Origin of the sequence: Flavobacterium sp. ENC (assembly GCF_020991415.1) — a bacterium.
Classification (GTDB): Bacteria; Bacteroidota; Bacteroidia; order Flavobacteriales; family Flavobacteriaceae; genus Flavobacterium.
This window is the reverse complement of the sequence record NZ_JAJMOY010000001.1, coordinates 116,279-134,019: the sequence shown is the minus strand read 5'-3', so window position 1 is coordinate 134,019 and position 17,741 is coordinate 116,279. Positions and strand designations below refer to the sequence as shown.

Annotated in this window: 12 protein-coding genes; 1 reads left to right on the top strand and 11 read right to left on the bottom strand. The window is 38.3% G+C overall.

Features of this window, described 5'->3' with window-relative positions; all coding sequences use genetic code 11:
• Positions 1-189: 189 nt before the first annotated feature.
• Positions 190-2,946 carry an AsmA-like C-terminal region-containing protein gene (locus LPB89_RS00545; protein ID WP_230699805.1) on the bottom strand — a complete coding sequence of 919 codons (2,757 nt, stop codon included), beginning with the start codon at positions 2,944-2,946 and terminating at the stop codon, positions 190-192.
• A gap of 54 nt (positions 2,947-3,000) precedes the next feature.
• Positions 3,001-3,582: a tRNA-(ms[2]io[6]A)-hydroxylase gene (locus LPB89_RS00540; protein WP_127337796.1), complete on the bottom strand. Its 582-nt coding sequence runs from the start codon at positions 3,580-3,582 to the stop codon at positions 3,001-3,003.
• A 114-nt stretch (positions 3,583-3,696) separates the two neighbouring features.
• On the opposite strand from LPB89_RS00540, the gene LPB89_RS00535 reads away from it, so the two are divergent.
• Positions 3,697-4,941: a glycosyltransferase family 4 protein gene (locus LPB89_RS00535; protein ID WP_230699804.1), complete on the top strand. Its 1,245-nt coding sequence runs from the start codon at positions 3,697-3,699 to the stop codon at positions 4,939-4,941.
• Here the strand turns inward: LPB89_RS00535 and LPB89_RS00530 are convergent.
• The 9 genes from LPB89_RS00530 to porU form a co-directional block, all read right to left on the bottom strand.
• On the bottom strand, positions 4,938-5,813 hold the full coding sequence (locus tag LPB89_RS00530) for a helix-turn-helix domain-containing protein (RefSeq protein ID WP_230699803.1): 876 nt from the start codon (positions 5,811-5,813) through the stop codon (positions 4,938-4,940). The two genes, LPB89_RS00535 and LPB89_RS00530, sit on opposite strands and share 4 nt — an antisense overlap.
• An 11-nt stretch (positions 5,814-5,824) precedes the next feature.
• Positions 5,825-6,238: a nuclear transport factor 2 family protein gene (locus LPB89_RS00525; RefSeq protein ID WP_230699802.1), complete on the bottom strand. Its 414-nt coding sequence runs from the start codon at positions 6,236-6,238 to the stop codon at positions 5,825-5,827.
• Positions 6,239-6,316: 78 nt separating this feature from the next.
• A complete protein-coding gene (locus LPB89_RS00520; RefSeq protein ID WP_230699801.1) occupies positions 6,317-6,868 on the bottom strand; it encodes a carboxymuconolactone decarboxylase family protein in 552 nt (183 codons plus the stop codon).
• Between the two features lie 270 nt (positions 6,869-7,138).
• Positions 7,139-9,001 (bottom strand): hydrolase/aminopeptidase, encoded by a 1,863-nt coding sequence (locus tag LPB89_RS00515; RefSeq protein ID WP_230699800.1) that lies wholly within the window; start codon positions 8,999-9,001, stop codon positions 7,139-7,141.
• A 116-nt stretch (positions 9,002-9,117) separates the two neighbouring features.
• Positions 9,118-10,788, bottom strand: a complete 1,671-nt coding sequence (locus tag LPB89_RS00510) for a dihydrolipoamide acetyltransferase family protein (RefSeq protein ID WP_230699799.1) — start codon at positions 10,786-10,788, stop codon at positions 9,118-9,120.
• 6 nt (positions 10,789-10,794) lie between these two features.
• The gene (pdhA, locus tag LPB89_RS00505; protein ID WP_230699798.1) at positions 10,795-11,793 is read right to left on the bottom strand and encodes a pyruvate dehydrogenase (acetyl-transferring) E1 component subunit alpha; all 999 of its coding nucleotides are present in this window, start codon (positions 11,791-11,793) and stop codon (positions 10,795-10,797) included.
• A gap of 157 nt (positions 11,794-11,950) precedes the next feature.
• Positions 11,951-12,433: a cytidine deaminase gene (gene cdd / locus LPB89_RS00500; protein ID WP_127337788.1), complete on the bottom strand. Its 483-nt coding sequence runs from the start codon at positions 12,431-12,433 to the stop codon at positions 11,951-11,953.
• Positions 12,434-12,508: 75 nt separating this feature from the next.
• Positions 12,509-13,708 carry a type IX secretion system outer membrane channel protein PorV gene (gene porV, locus LPB89_RS00495; RefSeq protein ID WP_230699797.1) on the bottom strand — a complete coding sequence of 400 codons (1,200 nt, stop codon included), beginning with the start codon at positions 13,706-13,708 and terminating at the stop codon, positions 12,509-12,511.
• Positions 13,709-13,748: 40 nt separating this feature from the next.
• The gene (porU, locus tag LPB89_RS00490) at positions 13,749-17,585 is read right to left on the bottom strand and encodes a type IX secretion system sortase PorU (RefSeq protein WP_230699796.1); all 3,837 of its coding nucleotides are present in this window, start codon (positions 17,583-17,585) and stop codon (positions 13,749-13,751) included.
• Positions 17,586-17,741: the final 156 nt, after the last annotated feature.

The following is a 17,741-nucleotide window of genomic DNA, read 5'->3' as shown; positions in this document are numbered from 1 at the left end:
AAATCGCATCCAGTATTCGCCAACCTGCATGTTCACATCTTTAGTGCTAAACTAGTGTGATTTACTTCGTCTGTTCGCTAGTGGTGGAGTCTCATTCGTCGAAATGACAAAGGGGACTTCGAATTTCGATTCAATTGATCAGAAAACCCCAGATAATTGGAATTTTGAATTTTTGCTATTGGAATTTTACTATTCAATATCCTTAGTTTCCTCAAGATCCTCTGTTTTTCTTCCCAGTTTTACTTTAGGACTATTCTGTGTTCCGGTAATGGTTAACGGAATTCCGAAGATCCCAAGCGGAGGAAGTCCTAAGCGCATTTTTAAGTTTAGTTTTCCGTCTAAACTTGTTGTGCCTTCAATTCTGGGTCTGAAGCCGGCAAACTTAAATTTAAAGCGTTCTACCGTCATGATATTATTTTTGATGGTCGTTTTAATATCAACTTTCGATACATCCGGATTTTTCATTGCTTCAGAACTGGTCTGTTTGCTTACGGCATTGAACATTTTCAGGCCTCTTACCTTAACGTCTTTTACAGAAAGCGTTCCGCCGCCCACAAGCGAAGGGTAAACAGGTTCCATATTTCCGGTTAATCTTCCTTTAAGCTGATAATCCAACGAAACAATTCCTTGTGCTTTTTCTGCGGCACTGGCCATTTTTCGGAACACTTCAATTTCATTATAGGCTCTCTTAATGTCGAAATCGGTTGCTTTAATTCCGTAGTCGAAGTTGGCTTTTTGAGGAGTTACAGCCTGATAATTGGCATTCATGGTTACCTTGCAGCCGATTAAGTTAAAACCGGTATTTTGCATAGTCAATTTCCCTTTTTTCATCTTTAAATGCCCGGTTGCATTTTGAAGATTCAGTTTGTCAAAATTTACTTTTTGTGCATTCGCTAATAATTGCAGATCCAGATTAGCCGGAATTATAATAACACCCGTTTCTTTTGCCCCGGTTTTTGGCGCTTCGGTTTTTGTTGGTGCTGCTGTTACGGTTGTATTACCGTCAGTATTGGACATAAATTCGTCCACATTGATGTAGCGTGCGGAAACTTTAAAAGAACCTCTTAAAACGCCCGTGTTGGTAGTTGCGAAGTTAAAAACGTTCTGCATATACCCATTCATCGTAAAATCAGATTGCCCGTAAGCCGCCAAAAAGTTATTGAACGACATCTTATCCTGATTGATTTTAAAGATACCTTCTTTGATCACAAACTTTTTAGGCAAATATTCGGAAGCAATCCCGATATTTCTGAGTTCAAGCGTTCCCTTGTTGTATAGTTTGCTGTAATTGCCTTTTTCAGCATCACTTTGTTTGCCTTTCAAAACCAGATCAGCTTTTACAAAACCATCCAGATCAAGTCCTTTCTGCGAAAAGACTTTGTATATTTTATTGACATCCAGTTCTCCGTTTGCTTTGATATCATAATTCAAATCATCAAAATCACTCAGGTCCGCCTGTACAAAAACAGGTTTTCCTTCAAAAGTAAACCGGGCAGGTTTTAGATTGACTTTTAAATCCCGGAAAGTTCCTTTTTGATTTTCAATTTTCGATTTTACAACAATATTGGTAATGGGATTGGGATAATATTTTGTTTTTAAATAACCGTTTGTCAAATCGATTGCGCCCTTTGTGACAGGGAAAAGTTTGTTCTTCTGATCAAATTTACCGTTGGCTTTAACATCCCCAATTAAATTTCCTTTTAGTGTCAAATTCGGTATTCCGAGTGCTTTGTTAAGTTTCTCAAGATCAATTTTGGCTTTAAATTCGGCATTGATGTCGGGCGTATTAAGGCCTTTCATGTAGAACTTCGACTTTAGGTAATCTTTATTGATGTTTAGGGAAAAGTTTTTAGCCTCAACAATCAAAAGGTCCGGATTTAAGGATGGGACTTTTGTTTTGATGTCTAAATTCAGGTTCGAAACAGGGAAAGCACTCTTGTTATAATTCACAAATCCGTTGTCCAATTTTAAATCTAAATTCAGATCAGGGGCAATATTTTGTGAAGCAATGTAATTTCCTTTTACCGTTAAAAGTAAATTGGTATTCCCTCTTAATTCCGTTTTGGAAAGCCAGGTGATGTACTTGGGCGGGAAAGCGGTAAAAACATCATATAGTTTACTATTGTCGGATTTTAGGACAAGATCCATATTGTAGCCGTCTTTCAGGAAATCGAATTTCCCTTTAAAATCGACCAGAAGCTGATTGATTTTCAGGTTGTTTTGCTCAAAAACGAACGATAATGAGTTTACGTTTACTTTGGTAATCAGATCCGCATCGATCTGTTTGTTCATCAAATAAGGTTCGTTGTCATAAACGATATTTAATTTTTCAATTTTCGCTTTCGAATACAAATCAAAAACAGCTTTGTCCAGATTTCCTTTTCCTAAGTAATTAAAGTTTAAAGCATCAAAATGAACCCTGGTAGACTGATCGTCATAAATAATTTTGCTGTTCAGAATCTCGATTCGTTCCAGTTTCAATGCCGTGTCCGTACTGTCTTTCGAAGCAGAAGCCTGTGCTGTGGATTTGTAGATATTGTAATTCGCTTCCCCGTTCGGATTTACTTTTACATTAATAAACGAATCAGATAAATAAATCTGGTCTATTTTTACTGATTTGCTAAAAATTAAACTCGCAACATCTATTCCGAAGGAAACTTCTTTGGCCGTGATAAATTTTTCGTTTTTGTATGGTGCCGATCCGTTTAACTTTAAGTCGTTTAAAGTCAAGGTCAGGGAAGGGAAATGGCGAAAAAAGGATACGGAAACATCTGAATAATTCAATTCGGCACTCAGTCGCTCATTTGCCGTTTTTTTGATCTGTTCTTTGATCTGATCGGCAAAAAGTATTGGGGTTAAAAACAATAATCCTAAAATAACAACAAAGGTTATTCCGACGTATTTCAATATTTTGAATACGATCGATCTGGACTTATTTTTTTGCATAACAAAAATTGTTAGGATTAAATTTTATAAAAAAGAATAGTAAAAACGAATGAATTATCCGTGAACGGTCTCACTCTTGCCGTAATTGGTAATAATGGAACCTTCGAACTCAATCCATTCTTTCCAGCGCTTGTCAATATCTATATTGTCTTTATATTTTCGGGCGAATCCTAAAAAAGTAGTGTAGTGGCCCGCTTCGGAAATCATCAGGTCACGATAAAAAGTAGCCAGTTCTTCGTCTTTTATGTTTTCAGAAAGAACTTTAAAACGCTCACAGCTTCTGGCTTCGATCATGGCTGAAAACAGGAGGCGGTCACAAAGGGCATCTTTGCGGCTTCCGTCTTTTTTCATGAATTTAAAAAGCTCATTTACATAATGATCTTTTCTTTCGCGCCCTAATGTCAGTCCTCTTTTTTTGATTAGGTCGTGTACCATTTGCAAATGCTCTAACTCTTCTCTGGCAATAACCAGCATTTCGGTTACTAATTCCTCTAATTCAGAGTTGTACGTAACTAAACTTATGGCATTCGAAGCTGCTTTTTGCTCACACCAGGCATGATCGGTCAGGATCTCTTCGATATTCGACTCGACTATATTTACCCAACGAGGGTCTGTGGCTAATTTTAATCCTAACATAATTTTATTGAAAAATTGAATACTGCAAAATTAGTCTTTTTTACGACCGAAAATCAGGAAATAACGTGTTATTGCGCTCAAAAAAGCATTATTTTGCAGGTTCAAAGAATTAAAATGAGTCGAATAAAAAAACTTTTAATTATAGGTTTTGTATGGCCGGAACCCAATTCGTCTGCGGCGGGTGGCAGAATGATGCAGCTGATTTCTATTTTTAAACAAAATGGATTTGAAATTACATTTGCCAGTGCGGCTATGGACAGCGATTTTATGGTTGATCTGGCCTCTTTTGGAATTGTAAAAAAATCTATTGCACTCAATAATTCCAGTTTTGATGATTTTGTTATCGAATTAAATCCGGACGTGGTTTTATTTGACCGTTTTATGATTGAAGAACAATTTGGCTGGAGGGTTGCTGAAAATTGCCCGAACGCCCTACGATTACTGGACACCGAAGATTTGCATTGTCTGAGAGCAGCAAGGCAAAAGGCTTTTAAGGAAAACAGAACTTTTGAGCTGAATGATCTTTTGTCCGAAGAGGTGGCAAAACGCGAAATTGCCAGTATTCTGAGATGTGATTTATCGTTTATTATTTCTGAATTCGAAATGAAAATTTTGAACGAGGTGTTTAAAATTGACCCGAAAATATTGTTCTATCTTCCTTTTCTGGTGGATGAAATGACCCAAAAGGAACTTATGAATTTACCTTTATTTGAAGATCGGGAGCATTTTGTTTTTATTGGGAATTTCCTCCACGAACCCAACTGGAATACGGTTCAGTATCTGAAAGAAACCATTTGGCCTTTAGTAAAAAAAGATTTTCCGGAAGCCGTTTTGCAAGTGTACGGTGCATATCCGTCGCAAAAAGTATTGCAGCTGCATCAGCCTAGAGATGGTTTTTTTATAATGGGAAGGGCTGCTGACGCTAATGAAGTGGTACGAAAGGCCAGAGTAGTGCTGGCGCCAATTCGTTTTGGAGCGGGTTTAAAAGGAAAGTTACTGGAAGCCATGCAATGCGGAACGCCAAGTATAACTACAGAAGCAGGAGCAGAGGCCATGCATTCCGATTTGCCATGGAACGGATTTATAGCCAATGATACGGCACTTTTTGCAAAACAAGCGATCGAATTATATAACGATGAAACGCTTTGGAAACAGGCACAGCAAAACGGTGTCACCATTATAAATCAATGCTATCAGAAGAATCAGTTTGATACGACATTAATTACTGAAATCAATGCCCTGATGAGTGATTCAGCAAACCACCGCCTTCATAATTTTATGGGAAGCCTGCTGCAGCATCATACTTTAAAAAGTACCAAATACATGGCAAAGTGGATTGAAGCAAAGAATAAAAACTAAACCATTCTTCCAAAACCTACTGTTTCCCGATACAATTGAGGCGAAACATCGGCATTCGTTTTAAAGAACCGACTGAAATAATGTTCGTCATCATAACCTAACTGGTATGCAATCTCTTTTACCGTTTTATTGGTCATATACAATTCTCTTTTGGCTTCAATGATGATTCTTTCGGCGATAAGATCTGTAAGTGTTTTGTTGAAATAATTTTTAGACAATTTAGCTAAAGCTTTGGGTGAAATATTAAGCATTTCAGCATAATGCCCGGCTGAATGTTTGGTTTTGAAATGGTCTTCAATTGCATCTTTAAGATTTTGAAGAATAAAAGGTTCTTTGGAATCCGGTGTTGTTTTTAATTCTTCCAGTTGCTCTCTTTTCAGTCGGGAAGCGATAATAAGAAATATTTTCAGGTAGGAAATCAGTAATTCATATTGGGCTAATTTTTCATTTTGAATCTCCGTTTTCATTTGATCAATAACCATTTGGAAGGTTATTTTGGCCTGATCGGTTATACGTGTAAAAGGAGGCTGATACACATTATTGAACAACACGCCGTTGCAGGAAACTTCTTTTTGATGCATGTGAATGCAATAAAAATCAGGGTGGAAATGTATGGCGATTCCCTGAATGTCTTCCTTCGTGCAAATCATAAACGGCTGATAAGGCGAAAAAGCAAGCAGTGAATCTTCTTCAAAATGATGTTCGGCAAAGTCAGCTTTTACTTTGCCGTTACCTTTGGTAATCCAGATTAAGGAGAAATAATTATTGCGTTGTAAATGATCAAAATGGCTGTTGTCCTCAAACGAAAGTAATTTGAAGGCCAGATTGCCATTTTGAGGATTTATTAATGTAAAAACATTCTGATGGATCATGAAATCGATGTTTATAGTGTACGGTCTGATTCTTCTATAGCCAGATCGTTAATGCTGGCATATCGTTTTTGCATGTAGCCATTTTCGTCAAACTCCCAAAGTTCATTTCCATAACTTCGAAACCACTGCCCGGAATGATCCTGCCATTCGTATTCAAATCGGACAGCCATGCGGTTTTCCTTAAAGCCCCACAGTTCTTTTTTGAGTTTGTAGTTTAATTCTTTTTGCCATTTTTTGGTTAAAAATTCTTTTACTTCCTCACGGCCATTGATGAAGTCGGTCCTGTTTCGCCATTCCGTATCGATCGTATAGGCTAAGGCTACTTTTTCCGGGTCTTTTGTGTTCCATGCATCTTCTGCAATTTGTACTTTTTGCAATGCGGTTTCCATTGTAAACGGAGGTAAAGGATGTCTTGGTGTTTCCATGATTTTTTTTATACTAATATAGTCATGAAATGAATCATGACTATATTTAGGGATTATTATTATTATTACTATTTGAAATTAGTTTTGCAATTCTAAAGACTGAACTGCCGGGAAATCAATTTCTGTATTGGCCGTATTGTTGAAATAGTTGGTCAGGATATTCAAAGCGACATGTGCGACAGTTTCAGCTAATTCAGTATCAGAAACGCCTGCATTTTTTACTTTGTTTACATCTTCATCATTTACCAAACCATTTTTGCTGACCAAAGTTTTGGCAAATTGTAAAATTGCTTCCGTTTTTACATCTGTTGAGTTTCCTGTTCTTGCAGCGTGTAAAACGGCCGGATCAGCTTTTACCAATTTTTCTCCGATAAAAGTATGAGCTGCCAGACAGTAATCACAAGCGTTTTCTTCTGAAATGGCCAGCGCTAAAAGTTCACCTGTTTTTGCATTTAATTTACCGTGGCTCAAAGCGCCGCTTAAATTCAAATAACCTTCCAGTACTGCCGGAGAATTTCCCATTGTACGCATCATGTTAGGTACAACTCCTAGTTTAGCCTGTACGGCATTGAATAAATCTTTTGTTTTACCTGTAACTTCTTCCGGGTTTAATGCTGTTAATCGTGTCATCTTATTTTGTTTTAATGTTATTATGAGTTGTTGTCTTTTGACATTACAAAGATGCGACGATTGCAGTTTTCAGAACATGGAGAATGTACGCTATGTGATGGACAATTTTCCCCTCAGGCATTTGTTATAAAAAAATCCCCGATTACGAGGTGTAACCGGGGATTTTAGTGTTCAGTCTCGGTCTCAGTCTCAGTTTTCAGTCTCAGTGTTCAGTGAAACTGCAAACTGTGACCGCGACTGTAAGCTGTGACTGAATACTGAGACTGAAAACTATTTCAAAACGCCTTCAACCGCCTGAACAGTGGTGGCGTGATAACCTGATTTTGCTTTTTCGAAAATCTTTTTCGCCCAGTCTTTGCCCGGAGAGGTTTTTACTAATTCTTTATACAATGTCATTAAAGATCCTGTTCGGCTCGTTCCGATCATAAATTGTTCGATTGCAGGATAAGCAACGGTGTAATGACTGCGGATGGACGGAACAAACCACTGACGTCTGATGACGAAGTTGCCGCCTTTGGTGAAGTTGAATTCGGCATCAATTTCCGCCATTTCTTTCGGAGTGACATCTTCTGGCAAATAATCTATGAAATGCTGTTTTTCAGTTGTTGATTTTATTTTCTGGCTTAAGCCTTTCACTCCGGTTGTTCTCCAGCTTTTCTGGATAGCGTCGATTGCTGCAAAATCTTCCGAAACGGATGGGGTAATGTTAGAAGGAATTCCCGGTTTGTAAATCCATTCGTCGGCTTTTATTTTATCAGCAAGAGCTTTGTCGCCTTTGATAAGGTTTTCATTCAGGTACTTGATAAAATCTTCTGTCGTGATGGATTTGAACGCATGTGCATTAAAATAATTTTTAATAAACGGATCAAATTTTTCACGCCCTACGGCAGCTTCTATTACTTTTAAGAAGTTGTATCCCTTCACATAAGGAATCTGGCTGATTCCATCGTCCGGATTTCTGTTGGTAAGGCTTACTTTTAAACGCGTATCCGGATTTGTAGCGCCGTATTCTTCTATGTTGTCATCCAGGTCTTTACGAGTAAGGACATCCTGCATTTTAGCCTCTTTTACACCAAAAATTTCTTCTCCGATACGGTGTTCCACATAGGTGGTAAAACCTTCGTTTAACCAAATATCATCCCAGGTGGCATTAGTCACTAAGTTACCACTCCAGCTGTGCCCTAATTCGTGCGCCAGTAAGCTTGTTAAAGAGCGATCGCCTGCAATAACACCGGGAGTTAAAAATGTCAGGTTTGGATTTTCCATTCCGCCATAAGGAAAACTTGGAGGTAAAACCAATACATCATAGCGTCCCCAACGGTAAGGTCCGTATAGTTTTTCAGCAGCGCCAACCATTTTTCCCAGTTCAGCAAATTCCCATGCCGCCTTCTTCAGTAAAGAAGGTTCAGCATACACTCCGGTTCTGTTGTCTATGGATTGAAATTCAATGTCACCAACGGCAATTGCCATTAGATAAGACGGGATTGCCTTGTCTTGTTTGAACGTGTAAACGCCTGTATCATTCTTTTTCTGCGGATTGACAGAAGCGCTCATGACAGCCAGTAAATCTTTTGGAACCGTAACTTTTGCGTTATACGTAAAACGAATGCCCGGAGAATCCTGACACGGAATCCAGGTACGGGACCATATGCTTTCTCCCTGGGAAAAAAGAAACGGTTTCTTTTTGTCTGCAGTTTGCTGCGGATTTAGCCATTGCAATGCCACCGCATCTTTGGTCGTGCTATAGTAAATGTTGACTTTGGTTGTATTGGGTTCGATTGTGATATGAAGTGGTTTTCCGTGAAATTCAACTTCAGATCCAAGTTCAAATTTGGTTTCTTTCTCATCATCACCCAAAGTTACTTTTGTAATGTTAAGTGTATTTTCGTCAAAAATGATTTCATTTCCTTTGCTGATATTGTCAATCAGCCAGGATGCTTTTCCGGAAATGGTCTGCGTGCCAAAATCAACTTTGATGTCGAGATCTAAATGTTTTACAACCGCTAAATCCGGTTTAGAGAAAGTATGTTCGTCTGTAACGATTGCCGCTTCTTTATTTGTTTCTTTGGTAGTTTCTTTTTTCTGACAGGCGAGTGCCGCCATAAATAAAGTGAGGAGAAATATTTTTTTCATAGGTTAAAAAGTTGAATGATGAATCTAAATTAAATAAAAAATCCCGTTTTGAAAGTTCAAAACGGGATTTTAATATAAATAACCTTCGGCTTCGCTCAGGGTGACATCATAAATAATTATGCCAACATAGTTACCGGGCTTTCGATGTATTGTTTTAGTGTCTGTAAAAATTGAGCTCCGGTTGCACCATCAATTGTTCTGTGGTCACACGCTAATGATAACATCATGGTGTTTCCTACTACAATCTGACCGTTTTTAACCACTGGTTTTTCTACAATTGCCCCTACAGAAAGGATAGCAGAATTCGGCTGGTTGATAATTGAATTGAATTCAGTAATACCAAACATTCCAAGGTTAGAAACTGTAAAAGTGCTTCCTTCCATTTCCTGCGGTCCTAATTTTTTGTTTTTAGCTCTTCCGGCCAAATCTCTTACGGAAGCACCAATCTGAGATAAACTCATAGCATCTGTAAATTTCAGTACAGGTACTACCAATCCGTCTTCAACAGCAACAGCAACTCCAATATTTACGTGGTGGTTGATGATAATAGCATCTTCTTTCCACTGAGAGTTGATTTTTGGATGTTTTTTCAAGGCTAAAGCACAAGCTTTAATAACCATATCGTTGAAAGATACTTTTGTATCCGGAACCGTATTGATTGTCGCTCTTGCCGCCATTGCGTCATCCATGCTTACTTCGATCACTAAGTTGTAGTGAGGTGCTGTAAATAAAGATTCTGCCAGACGTTTTGCGATGATTTTACGCATTTGGGAGTTTTTGATCTCTTCGGTGAAAACTTCACCGGCAGGAACAAATACTTTTGGAGCAGCAGGCGCAGCAGTTTCAGTTTTTGGTGCAGTAGCAGTTGCGTTTGCAGCAGGTTGTCCCTGAGCAGCAGGAGTGAAGTTTTCGATATCGCTTTTTACGATACGTCCGTTTTCTCCTGAACCTTTCACCTGAGTTAACTGGATTCCTTTGTCAGAAGCGATTTTCTTTGCCAGTGGCGAAGCTAAAATTCTTCCGCCATTTGATGAAGTATCGGCTACAGCTTCCGTTGCTTTTTCAGCAGCAGGAGCCGCTTTTTCTTCAGCAGCAGGAGTACTTGCAGTTGCAGTTCCTCCGGCAGTATAATTATCGGCAATTCCTGAAATGTCAGTTCCGGCAGGTCCGATGATCGCTAATAAGCTGTCAACAGGAGCTGTGTTCCCTTCCTGAATTCCGATGTATAATAATGTTCCGGCATTGAAAGACTCAAATTCCATAGTGGCTTTGTCTGTTTCAATTTCAGCTAAGATATCACCTTCAGCTACGGCATCACCTTCTTTTTTCAACCAGGTTGCTACAGTTCCTTCGGTCATTGTATCACTCAAGCGTGGCATAGTTACGACTACAACACCTTTAGGTAATTCAGTCGCCGCTTTTGCAGCCGGAGCAGGAGTTTCAGTTTTAGTTTCTTCTGATTTTGCTTCAGCAGCCGGAGCAGCATCCGCTTTTGGAGCTTCCGCAGCAGGAGCATCACCACCGGCTAAAAGAGCAGAAATATCTTCTCCTTCGTTCCCAATGATTGCCAATAAGGAATCAACCGGAGCAGTTTCTCCAGCCTGAATTCCAATATGTAAAAGAGTTCCTTCGTTAAAAGATTCGAACTCCATTGTAGCTTTATCTGTTTCAATTTCAGCAAGGATATCACCTTCACTGATTTTGTCGCCTACTTTTTTTAACCAGGTCGCTACCGTTCCTTCCGTCATAGTATCGCTCAAACGAGGCATTGTTACTTTTATCGCCATAATATGTTATAGTTTATGAGGTGTGAATGGATAGTCTTCTTGTGCGTATACTACATCGTATAATTGTTGCAATTCAGGATATGGAGATTCTTCAGCGAATTTCACACATTCTTCAACCAGATCTTTAACCCTTTGGTCAATTGCTTCAATTTCTTCTTCCGTAGCATATTTTTGATCCATAATTACATCTAAAACCTGAGTAATCGGGTCAATTTTTTTGTATTCTTCCACCTCTTCTTTCGAACGGTATAATTGTGCATCAGACATAGAATGTCCTCTGTAACGGTACGTTTTCATTTCAAGGAAAGTTGGTCCGTCTCCACGACGCGCTCTGTCAATTGCTTCAGTCATTGCTTCAGCTACTTTTACAGGGTTCATTCCGTCAACTGGTCCGCAAGGCATTTCGTATCCTAAACCAAGTTTCCAGATGTCAGTGTGATTGGCTGTTCTTTCCACAGAAGTTCCCATCGCATAACCGTTGTTTTCAACGATAAATACAACTGGCAATTTCCATAACATAGCCATGTTGAAAGCTTCGTGTAATGAACCTTGTCTTGCTGCTCCGTCACCAAAATAAGTCATGGTAACACCACCGGTTTCAAAATATTTATCAGCAAAAGCCAAACCGGCTCCTACCGGAATTTGTCCACCTACAATTCCGTGTCCTCCGTAAAAACGGTGCTCTTTAGAGAAAATGTGCATAGAACCTCCCATACCTTTAGAAGTTCCTGTTGCTTTTCCTAAAAGCTCAGCCATTACACGTCTTGGATCAACTCCCATACCAATTGGCTGAACGTGGTTTCTGTAAGCAGTAATCATTTTATCTTTAGTCAGGTCCATAACGTGCAAAGCACCCGCTAATACGGCTTCCTGTCCATTATATAAGTGTAGAAAACCTCTAACTTTTTGTTGAATGTATAATGCTGCAAGTTTGTCTTCAAACTTTCTCCAAAGCAGCATGTCTTCGTACCACTTTAAATATACTTCTTTTGTAACTTCTTTCATCTGAATTCTTTCTTTTGCTAAAGTTGTTTGTGTTATCAATTGTTGCCTATAACGCAAAATAGTTTCCTCCCACAAATTTGCGCCCGAAAGGTCGGGATGCAAAAATAAGACATTCCGTTTAAGAACTAAAATTTAAAAGCTACTTTTTGGTCTTTTTTTACAAGAACTTTTTATCGAACATAAAAGGAAGGAGATTTTTTAGGGATGCAGATTTGTAAATGTCACCAATTTCACCCATAAAATAAATTTCTATAGGAGTGTCCTGTTTTATTTCATATTCTGCAATTGATTGTCTACAGGACCCGCAGGGCGGAATTGGCGCTGTGGTCTGGTTGGTATCGGAAGCTGCGGTAATGGCCATTTTCAGAATTTTGGCTTCAGGGTACTTGCTTCCTGCGTAAAAAATGGCAGTTCTTTCTGCGCACAATCCTGATGGATAAGCGGCATTTTCCTGATTTGAACCTGAAATTATTTCCCCGTTATCTAAAAGTAAAGCTGCTCCAACCTTAAATTGTGAATAGGGAGCATAAGCTTTTTTGCGAATTTCGACTGCTTCATTCATTAAATCCTGAACATCTTTCGGTAGTTCGTTCAGGGAATCGTATGCCGTAAATGATGATGTAACACTAATTTCTTTCATTCTGTTTAAGGGAAAAAAAATCCAAATTCCTAAAAAGTAGAAATTTGGATTATAATTATTCGTTATTAATTTTATTTAGTAAACTTCGTATTTGTCGCCAAAGTTAAAGGTTAAAGAAAAACGAAGTGTGTTTTCCAGTGGATTTTTAACTTTCGATGATGAAAATAAGTAAGAAACGTCAACTTTTACTACATTGTATTTGAATCCGGCTCCCAGAGAGAAAAACTGACGGGCTCCTTTTTCAGGGCTTTCGTGGAAATAACCTGCTCGTACCGCAAAGGAATCCTGATACATATATTCTGCTCCTAAACTATAGGTAATTTCTTTTAGCTCTTCACTAAAACCGCCCGGTGCATCTCCAAAAGATTTAAAAATTCCTGATGCCCATCCTGTTTCGTTGTATTTATTGTAGCTTATCGAATTTGCTTCTTCCTGAGTAACGTCTTCAGGATCCGTAAAATCGCCATCACCATTGGTGTCAACAGCAGTTCCCGGTCCCGGAGGAGTCGGTACTAAAAGTTTTGTAAATTCAAGACTTACGCCAACTTTGTTGTAATCGTCAAGAATAAAGTCAAAACCACCACCCAGTCTTAAGTTGGCCGGTAAAAAGTTTGCACTTAAATCGTCATTGTCATAACTGATTTTAGGTCCAATATTCTGAATGTTAAAACCACCTCTCCATCTTCCGTTGAAGCTGTTGTAGGCAATTTCTTCTGATTGGTAAAATCCGGCAACGTCTACGGCAAAAGAACCCGCAGCTGATGCGTCAGTATCCTCGGAAGCCACTTTTAGATTGGAACGGATATATCTCGCAGCAACTGCCATCGAGAATTCGTCGCTAAGCTTCAAAGAGTAAGAACCGTCTAAGGCAAATTCATTCGGAGATACGACATTTGGAATATCGTTAGGATCTCTCCTTAATTCAATATCACCAAAACCAAAATAACGAATGCTACCCGCGAAGGCGCTTCGTTCGTTGATCTTATTGTAATAGGTTACTTGTCCAAGCGAAATATCGTTGGCCAAGTCTGTTAAATAAGGAGTGTAACTTACTGAGAAACCTTGCTTGTCTACTGAAAAAGCATATTTAGCAGGATTCCATTGTTGCGAGTACGCATCGGCTGCAGTCGCAACACCCTGATCCGCCAAACCGGCTGCTCTGGCATCTGCTGCTACTAATAAAAAAGGAACTCCGGTAGTAATTGGTACTATGTTCTGTGCTTTTGCGTATGAAATAACGAGGAAACAAATTAAGAAGAGTGATATTTTTTTCATTTATGGACTAAATATGTTTATGGTACAAATATATATATTTTTATAAGATGACAAGCTTTTCGTACTTTTCTGCCTTTTTATTTGTTAAATTAGATCTTACGGTAAGTTTATAGATATAAACTCCCTTTCCGATCCGGTCTCCAAAATCATCTTTTCCGTCCCAGGTTATTTCTCTTGATAAGAATCCTTCTGTTGTAATGACCTGGTTTTTAGTCCATACGACTTTTCCTGTAATGGTCATTACCTGAACCTGTACATCCAGCGGTTCATAAGGTCTGTTGTGTGAAAACCAAAATTGGGTATAGGTGGAAAACGGGTTTGGATAATTAAGAACGTGTGAAAGGGTCAGAGATTCATCTCCTACGACTATAAATTGTATTTCGCTTGTCACAGGGTTGTTGTAAACATCCCATGCCGTAAAACTTATAGTGTGTATTCCTGCTGTTAAATTTCTTAAAGGGAAACGCAAATTTCCGTTCGTATAATCGTCTAATTTAGTTTGATAATAATCATTTAAAACATACGGATTACTAACATCTCCATCTAAAATCGCTACAATATCATGACCAATTCCACTAGCGGTATTTATACCATTTTCATCTTCTAAAAAAGCCAATAAGAAGGGGGAACTATTTGTAATTCCACCCGAAACAAATGTTTCGTCGTTCATATATAACTTCACTTTCGGACTTATATTGTCCTGAGGTGCATTTTCATTTATTCCGCCAATTTTAATTGTGGTATTGTAACCGGTTTGATTTTCGAGAAGGCCGTCTTTCTTTGCGTAAAAACTAATGCGGCCATTATCAAGCGGGATTCTGATATCCCTTGGTACGATAAAGCTGAACTCGAATTGTCCGTTTTTTACAGAGGCATTTCCTCTGAAAATGGTCTCTCCCAAAGTTTTAAACGACATCGCAGGGCTCAGACCATCATTGTTTAACGTTGAGGAAGTAATTGATTTGTCGAAGATAGCGGTGAATAATTCTCCATTATAATTGGTTAACAGCGTATTGTTTTCATCGGTTATTTCGCCTGTAATTTTAATTTTGGAAAGCGATTTAAAATCAGAAATCGGTTGTGAAACAACAACATCGTTTACTTTTGTTAAATTAATTCGGGGTTTTGGAATGGCTAACATTAAAGCAGGGTCTCCCAGGTAAAAGATAACATTACTGGATGAACTTGGTTTTTCATTTTTTGAAATCCGAAGTGTTTCTGCAATCGTAGTATATTGATTCGATCCGTAGGCCAGTAAATTTTTGCTTAGGCTGTCATTAAAGTTTTCTGCGTTGTATTGTCCGATAGAACGAATAGTAGTCAGCATTGAGATGGCACCACCTTTCGGGTTCCAGAACGTGTATTCGCCTGCGGTTGGCCTTGTGGGGTCGTCAAATCGGGAAAATTCACAGGTAATGGTGATAAATAGGGGGTATTTATATTGATTATTCAGGTTTTGCCCGTCGGTTTTTTCCCAAATTCGTTCGCTGGCTAATCCGTCTTCTCCTCCGTGGCCTAAATAATTAAAAACTAAAGCTCCTTTTTCAAAAGCATTAAATAAGTCTGTTCTCGCTTTCGGGTACCGGGAACCGCCGGATGAAGCTTCCTGTGTATAAGAGTCAAGGATAATTTTATAGATATTAAAGAATGGTTTTTCTGTGGCTATCACATCGGCCAGAGTGTTTTGCCTGGACTGTAAGGTGGCATCTGAATCTTTGTCGGAATCATCACTGATCAGAACAAAGTTGTTTCTCCAGTTTCCGTAAGATTTCACATTGTGATATTCTAAAACTTTATTGACCATTTCCTGGGCCTGAGTATTGCCTGAAACCAGCATTCTTCCCACGGCTATATCAATCCCTTTGGCAAAAGAAGTCAGGTTTCCTTCGTCGGAATCCATTAGTCCAAAAAAATCATCTGAAGCAAAAGATGCTTCTCCAATAGTATTACTTACTAAAGACTGATATATAGGTACAATGTTGTTGTTGTTTTGTGTTCGGTTTTTATAGTCAAATGAGGCGTCGCCAAATAAATTCAGGTATTTTATTCTTTTGTCTGTAGCAGAAGCATTGTCATAAATGTATTTAATGCAATTTCTAATGGCTGCAACATCCTGTTTTCCGGAAGAGAATTCCTGATAGATGTTTTCTAAGGCAATTACTTTTACATTCAAATTCGAATAGTTACGATGAAAGTTTGCCAGATTTTCAGCCTGGGAAGCTAAAAATTTTGGTGTAACGATTACGTAATCAATATCCTGAAATGTATTTTGCGAGTTTTTAAAAAGAGTTCCTTTTAAATTCTGGTTGGCAACTTTGGACTGGTTTTCTTTTAAAGGACTGTAATAATCTGCCGGATCAATTGCGATATATTTTCGGATTTCTCCTAAAGAAGCTTTGAAGCTGAAATTGGCCTGGGCGGTATTTTCGATTTTAAAGACATTATATAGGTCAGTAATATCCCAGATTTGAGTAATGCCTGCTGCATTGCCAATAGTGTAATTTACGATTCCCGGCGTTGAAGCGGCCAAATCATATTGAAATTTAAATTGTTTGCCGATACCTAATAGTTTTCTTTTGGCAATTAAATTGATATAATCCAGATATCCTTTTGATCCCGGAACACTATTATTATTGTATGCAAGTTTGATTTTTATATTTTCAGCACCTTGAAATGTGGTATTTGAAGGAAGTTTGTTATCACTGAATTTAACTTCCGAATTTGTTTCTAAAGGAGTAAAATTAAGAGTGCTGATATTCTGTCCGTTTGCCGAGATGGTAAATGAAGTGGTTGTGTACGCAGCTGAAACTGCATTTAATTGTATTTTTACAGGAGTTGCAGTATCAAGGTTGGGAAAACTAAAATCGAATTCCTGCTCCGTATCAATATCAAAGGCTTCTCCGAACCATTGTCTTCCGCTATGGGCAATGTTTATTTTGTCGATTTCGTGATATTGATAGTCGTCGTAAGTATTTAGCTCCAGTGTGCTGTTGTTTGTGGGTTGGTTTAGGGTCGAAATCCTTTTTCCTTCTCCTCCTGCGATGGTTATATAGTAGTACGATTTTGAATCGAATATGTTAATGTTCGTCTGGCTTTCAGCGTTCCAGTTGTCAACACCTTCACCATAAAAAAGAATATAATCTTCATTGTTAAAAACACCGTCATTTTCTCCGATAACCTGAATGGCATTTTCAGTTAAATCATTGGGATAGTAACTATTGTTGTCAAGGGGAAGCATCCTGCCGCCATTTCCGTAAATTTTGATTCTTTTTGGGTCAGCTTTGTCGGCATCAAACCCTAAACTTTGTAAAAAAGACTTTGAGATTTTATAAACACCTGATTTTTCGATATAAAACCGATACCAGTCCCCGGATGATAAAACCGAATTCTGAATTTCATTTGCTTTTTGAAAAGAAGCTGCGTTATTGCTTTTTGATGTTGTGTTATTTATGGAATAGGAGAATGATCTTACACGTTTGAATCCGTTTCCATCTCGAATAATTGGATTAAGAGAGATAAAAGCTTGTGTTTTATCTCTTGCTGAAGCGATTTCCAGCGTTTCATCTAATTTGGAGGGTATGTTTTTTAGTGTTAAATCTCCCAGGTCGGCAGTTGAAATCATTTCGTATGTGATGTTGGTAATTTGAAGAGAACTGCCGTTTGAGTAGCCCGATTCGGCCAGATTAAGCAACAATGTTATGCTTTTTTTAGTAGTATCCAGTCGAAAAGCGTCTCCGGAAAAGTAGGGGATAACAATTCTGTTGTCGCCGAAACCTGTCCCTTTTTTACTTTGCCAATCTAGCGTAAAGCTCCCGTTTATCTGGGAAAATGAAGCAAATGAGATGAAAAACAGGTATAGAAAAAAGGTTTGTTTCATAGACTTAAAAATGGAAATTATTTTTAAAATATTTTAGTAAGTAAAAATATAGTATTTCATGTTATAGTAAATAATAAAAAGTATATTTTTGCGTTCGTAACTATAGGTTATTTTCTGGTAAAAAACAGCTAAATAAAATTATGAGAACAGATGTTG

Coding starts and splice junctions, on each gene's coding strand:
- pdhA (WP_230699798.1), bottom strand. CDS start 11,793: ATGAAAGAAGTTACAAAAGAAGTATATTTAAAGTGGTACGAAGACATG.
- porV (WP_230699797.1), bottom strand. CDS start 13,708: ATGAAAAAAATATCACTCTTCTTAATTTGTTTCCTCGTTATTTCATAC.
- porU (WP_230699796.1), bottom strand. CDS start 17,585: ATGAAACAAACCTTTTTTCTATACCTGTTTTTCATCTCATTTGCTTCA.
- LPB89_RS00515 (WP_230699800.1), bottom strand. CDS start 9,001: ATGAAAAAAATATTTCTCCTCACTTTATTTATGGCGGCACTCGCCTGT.
- LPB89_RS00540 (WP_127337796.1), bottom strand. CDS start 3,582: ATGTTAGGATTAAAATTAGCCACAGACCCTCGTTGGGTAAATATAGTC.
- LPB89_RS00520 (WP_230699801.1), bottom strand. CDS start 6,868: ATGACACGATTAACAGCATTAAACCCGGAAGAAGTTACAGGTAAAACA.
- LPB89_RS00535 (WP_230699804.1), top strand. CDS start 3,697: ATGAGTCGAATAAAAAAACTTTTAATTATAGGTTTTGTATGGCCGGAA.
- LPB89_RS00525 (WP_230699802.1), bottom strand. CDS start 6,238: ATGGAAACACCAAGACATCCTTTACCTCCGTTTACAATGGAAACCGCA.
- LPB89_RS00530 (WP_230699803.1), bottom strand. CDS start 5,813: ATGATCCATCAGAATGTTTTTACATTAATAAATCCTCAAAATGGCAAT.
- LPB89_RS00510 (WP_230699799.1), bottom strand. CDS start 10,788: ATGGCGATAAAAGTAACAATGCCTCGTTTGAGCGATACTATGACGGAA.
- cdd (WP_127337788.1), bottom strand. CDS start 12,433: ATGAAAGAAATTAGTGTTACATCATCATTTACGGCATACGATTCCCTG.
- LPB89_RS00545 (WP_230699805.1), bottom strand. CDS start 2,946: ATGCAAAAAAATAAGTCCAGATCGATCGTATTCAAAATATTGAAATAC.